The sequence below is a fragment of the Sulfurovum sp. genome, assembly GCF_036568385.1.
Classification (GTDB): Bacteria; Campylobacterota; Campylobacteria; order Campylobacterales; family Sulfurovaceae; genus Sulfurovum.
The window spans coordinates 1-4,251 of sequence record NZ_DATCSP010000052.1 but is presented as its reverse complement, the minus strand read 5'-3'; the positions used below and the strand labels follow the sequence as shown (position 1 = coordinate 4,251).

The following is a 4,251-nucleotide window of genomic DNA, read 5'->3' as shown; positions in this document are numbered from 1 at the left end:
AAACAGTATCATCTCCGCAAATCCGAACCAGCCAAGCAGTTTAAAGTCGATCGCCCAAGGGAACATAAAGATGATCTCGACATCGAACAGGATAAACAGAAGTGCTATCAGATAGAACTGTGCCGAAATGGTGTTGGGTTGTTTTGTCACTTCTGGACCACACTCGTAGATACTGAGTTTCAATCTTTCGGTATCAAGCCGTGCAAATTTTCTAGAAACAAAACGTGCTGCCCACAGTGTAGCTGGAAATGCTATCGCGGTCAATGCAAATAAAACAAATACACCAAAATATGGATGTTCCGTAAGTACATGAGTCATACTAATTCCTTCAATTTTTTCTTCTACTCTTTACACAAAAGCCCATCTATGGCCTAAGCATCTTTGCTTTTATCGCGTGCAAAGAACTTTCAGAATATTAGACCGATATTAGCGTAAAGATGATTAAATCCCATTGGCAATGTTTCTGCTTCGCCAGATTGGTTTTTCGGTGTAACTATGTGAAACAAAGGAATAATTGATACAATATCTAAAAAAATTATAATAAATATAAGGAGGTAAAAAGTGACTTTCCCTAAAAAATTCACCAACGTTCTTTACTGGATAGCCATGGCCGGGTTGCTCTTTTGGTTCGCCTATTCCAAAGGATGGATACTCGCCAATTTTGAGTCCATTGATGCAAAGCAGGCGGTGCAACTGCTGGAAAATGACGACAATGTCACACTTCTGGACGTCAGGACCATACAGGAGTACAAAGCAGGCCACTTGCGCGGTGCGACCCTGATACCGGTAGAGGTACTTCCTGAGAACCTGGATAAACTGAAAGCGGATAAACACAAAAAGATCATCGTCTACTGCCGTACAGGTAGCCGAAGCGTCTCTGCCTCCCGGACGCTGGAAGAGCATGGATTTACCCCGCTGAATGTCAGCGGCGGGATCATACAGCTTGTCGGTGCCGGAGCGGAACTGGTGCAATAATACTGCCTAGACTTTAAAACCCATGCTCTTGCTGCCGTCAAAACTGCTTCCGAGCTCTTTTTCTATCTCTTCAATAAAGTCCTGCATGCTGAATACGCTCTCCTCTCTTACTGCCACCTTATAGGCTGTGTTTTTGATGATAAGGTTGATCTGTCCGCCGGTGAGTTCGTATCCTGTTAGCGCTGCTATATCGAATCCCTCTTCATAATCCGCATTTTCTGGAAGCATGAACTGCCAAAGCATCAAACGCTGTTTTTTGCCCGGTTTCTTGAACTCGATCTTGTAATTGAAGCGTCTGGAAAACGCCTTGTCTATATTTCCCAGCAGGTTGGTCGTGGCTATCAGTATCCCCTCGAACCGTTCGATCTGTTCGAGGAAAATATTCTGCATCTGGTTATGCATCTTGTCTGCCGAAGTTCCCGCGCCTTCACTTCTGGATCCGAGAAACTGGTCCGCCTCGTTCAGAAGCAGAATGGGCTCTACTTTTGCTTTAGTGCTGAGCTCCTTGAAGTCATCAAAGATCTTGCGTACATTTTTCTCGCTCTCTCCTACATACATGGAAAGTATCTTCGAACAGTCAAAGGACAAGATCGGTTTTTTCAGTGTTTTTGCCAGGCTCATCGCGGTCATGGTCTTCCCTGTACCCGCAGGTCCGTAAAAGATGATGCGTGCATCAATGCCTTTTCGCCGGTCCTTGATCCCCCACTCTTTGAGTTTTTTGAACACCTCTTTGTCCACCTGTTTGATGAGACTGTTGAGCGTTTCTCGTGTTTTTGGATGCAATACGACATCTTCAAGGGTCGTGACCGGTTTCAGGTATTCAAAGATCTCCTGCTCTTTCACCAGCGCGTCAAGCTTGAGTTTGGTGACCTTTTTTGTTTTGGTGGGATGGATGATCCGCTGCATCACCTCTTCCTGAAGGTAAAAAGAGCGGCTCACCCCGCCGAACATGTTCAGGATCTCTTCATAATCGATGATCTCCTCGCTGATGAGCTTTGCACCGTCTTCTAGAAGAGAGCGGTTCTTTATCTTTTCATACTCATCGAAGCTGATCAGTTCTATCAGGGTGTTCATGTCTCTAAAATGCCCTTCTCCTCCACTGTATTCCTCTTTAAGCAAAGCAAGGAAGATGCGTTGTTCTTTCTCATCCAGATCTTTTTCTTTAAAAAACTCTTCTACGACGATAGGGGCTTCTGTGATTTTGAGACGCTCTTCGATACGTGTGGTGAGCAGCGTCAACTTGTTCTTCAAACGCCCGATACTAAGGGAGTTGTCCGCAAACCCCTGTTTGAATGTGGCGATCTTGTGTAAAAGTGTCACCATGTCGAACTGGTCCTGAAGATACTCCAGGTGGTCCGTGTAGGGTTTGACCTCAGGCAGCAGAATTTCCAGTGACCCCTCTTCCAGCAGCCTTAACAAAGAGATACTGGGTGTCACAGAGGTGGTTAAGATCTCCAATTTGGCCGCTTCGTGTGCTTTGACCTGACCGAAACTCACCTGGATCATCCAACCCAGGTCCAAAAGGTTTTTCACCAGCCCCAATTTCTCCAAATATACATAGCCTTCGGCCGAAAAATTTTCCTGAAGCATTTCAAGGACCGAGATCTCTTCGATCCCTGTCACATAACGTTTACAGATATACTGTACCAGCAGCGCTTCTTCTTCGGTGCACTTTAAATGTTCAAAAATAGATGCCTGGGTCACATCTTTTGCTTCGATAAACTCTATCAGGTATTTCACTCGGTCTTCCTCATGTATCATAATACTTTGAGTATAACAAATATTTGCTATACTTTGAGTAATACATTGCAGATATCAAGAGGAGAGGGTATGGTTAGCAAAAATATTTCATCTACGGGAGAAACAGACTAAACGATGTCTTTATTCAAAACGCTTTTCTCCAAGCCGATCTCCGCACAGCTTACAGTCACTTCCAGCAACGGGTTTCACCTCAGACCCGTTGCACAGTTCAGTGCGCTGGCCAAGACATTCTCCTGTCGGATCACAGCCACGTTCAAGGACAGGACCGTCGATACCAAATCTGTCAATACCCTCCTTTCGCTTTCTCTGGAGCCCGGAGACACCTTTACCCTGGTCACCAGGGGAAAAGAGTCGGAACAGGCACTTGAAAAACTCCAGAGTCTTTTTGAAACACTCATGCAGCAGGACCCGCAGAGAGCGCAGATAGAAAAAACATCCCGCCGGTATGAAGGTACGGTGACAGAAGGAGAGATCATCTCTGAAGGCATCGCCATAGCGCCCGCCTATCTCTACCGCACCAAAGAAGTACAACACGAAAGCAGCATGGACTTTGAGGCAGCACTGCATGCAAGCATGGCTGAGCTGGAAGAACGCGCTGCCTCAGAAAATGCCGAAGCAAAGACCGGTATCTACCTTGCACAGAAAGAACTGCTTGCTTCGCTCGCCGATACAAGTCGAACCCTTACGGAGCTCGAAGCACGTGTGGCAGAGGAGTCCCAGAAACTTCTAGGGACCAGACTTGCCTCCAAAACAAGTGACTACCAGGACATTCTTCAGCGCGTAAAGAAACATCTGGGGCTGGAGGTGCAGGTGCGTTTCCCTGACACGCCGTTCATACTTTTGTGTCATGATCTGCTTCCAAGTGACATTGAAGCCCTTGTACAGACAAACGTGGCGGGGGTCATTTTAAAAGAGACCTCTGTTCACTCACATACGGCTATACTGCTCCGTGCCGCAGGCATCTGTTCGATGATCGCGGAGACAGAAAAACTCGTACCGGATGAAACCATCATCCTCGATGCACATGCCGGCGTCTTCGTCCAGAATCCCTCCAGCGTGGATCTGGAGCACGCAGAGAAACAGCAGCAGCAGGATCTGTCACAAAAAGCGCTCAGCAGCAAGAGGCGTTTTGAACCCGCCCTGTCACAGGGAGGAAGACAGGTCCATGTCTATGCCAATGTTTCGGATATCGCTTCGGCAGAAACCGCCAGAGCAGAAGGTGCTGAAGGTATCGGCCTTTTGCGTTCCGAGTTCCTGTTTACCTCCGACAAACCTTCATTTGATACCCAGCAAAAAGCCTACAGAGAGCTCTTTGCACTTTTTGATGACATCACGGTACGTACCCTGGATGTGGGAGGGGATAAAGCCTTGCCTTATATACAGCTCCCCCCGGAGAACAATCCTTTTTTAGGGGTACGCGGCATACGTCTGTTCCGTACGCATCCGGAACTTCTTGAAGAACAGCTGCATGCCATTTTCTCCGCTGCCGGAGAGAAGCGCATAAAGATCATGTTC

Annotated in this window: 4 protein-coding genes; 2 read left to right on the top strand and 2 right to left on the bottom strand. The window is 47.0% G+C overall.

Features of this window, described 5'->3' with window-relative positions; all coding sequences use genetic code 11:
• Window positions 1-318 (bottom strand): NAD(P)H-quinone oxidoreductase subunit 3 (locus VIM88_RS06060; RefSeq protein WP_331861993.1); only part of this gene is annotated, 318 nt, incomplete at its 3' end.
• 243 nt (window positions 319-561) lie between these two features.
• On the opposite strand from VIM88_RS06060, the gene VIM88_RS06055 reads away from it, so the two are divergent.
• Complete coding sequence (locus VIM88_RS06055; protein ID WP_331861992.1) at window positions 562-975, top strand: rhodanese-like domain-containing protein; 414 nt, start codon at window positions 562-564, stop codon at window positions 973-975.
• A 6-nt stretch (window positions 976-981) separates the two neighbouring features.
• Here the strand turns inward: VIM88_RS06055 and VIM88_RS06050 are convergent, their stop codons facing one another.
• Complete coding sequence (locus tag VIM88_RS06050; RefSeq protein ID WP_331861991.1) at window positions 982-2,715, bottom strand: ATP-binding protein; 1,734 nt, start codon at window positions 2,713-2,715, stop codon at window positions 982-984.
• 135 nt (window positions 2,716-2,850) lie between these two features.
• Here VIM88_RS06050 and VIM88_RS06045 point away from each other — a divergent pair.
• The coding region (locus VIM88_RS06045) for an HPr family phosphocarrier protein (protein ID WP_331861990.1) at window positions 2,851-4,251 on the top strand (1,401 nt) is incomplete at its 3' end.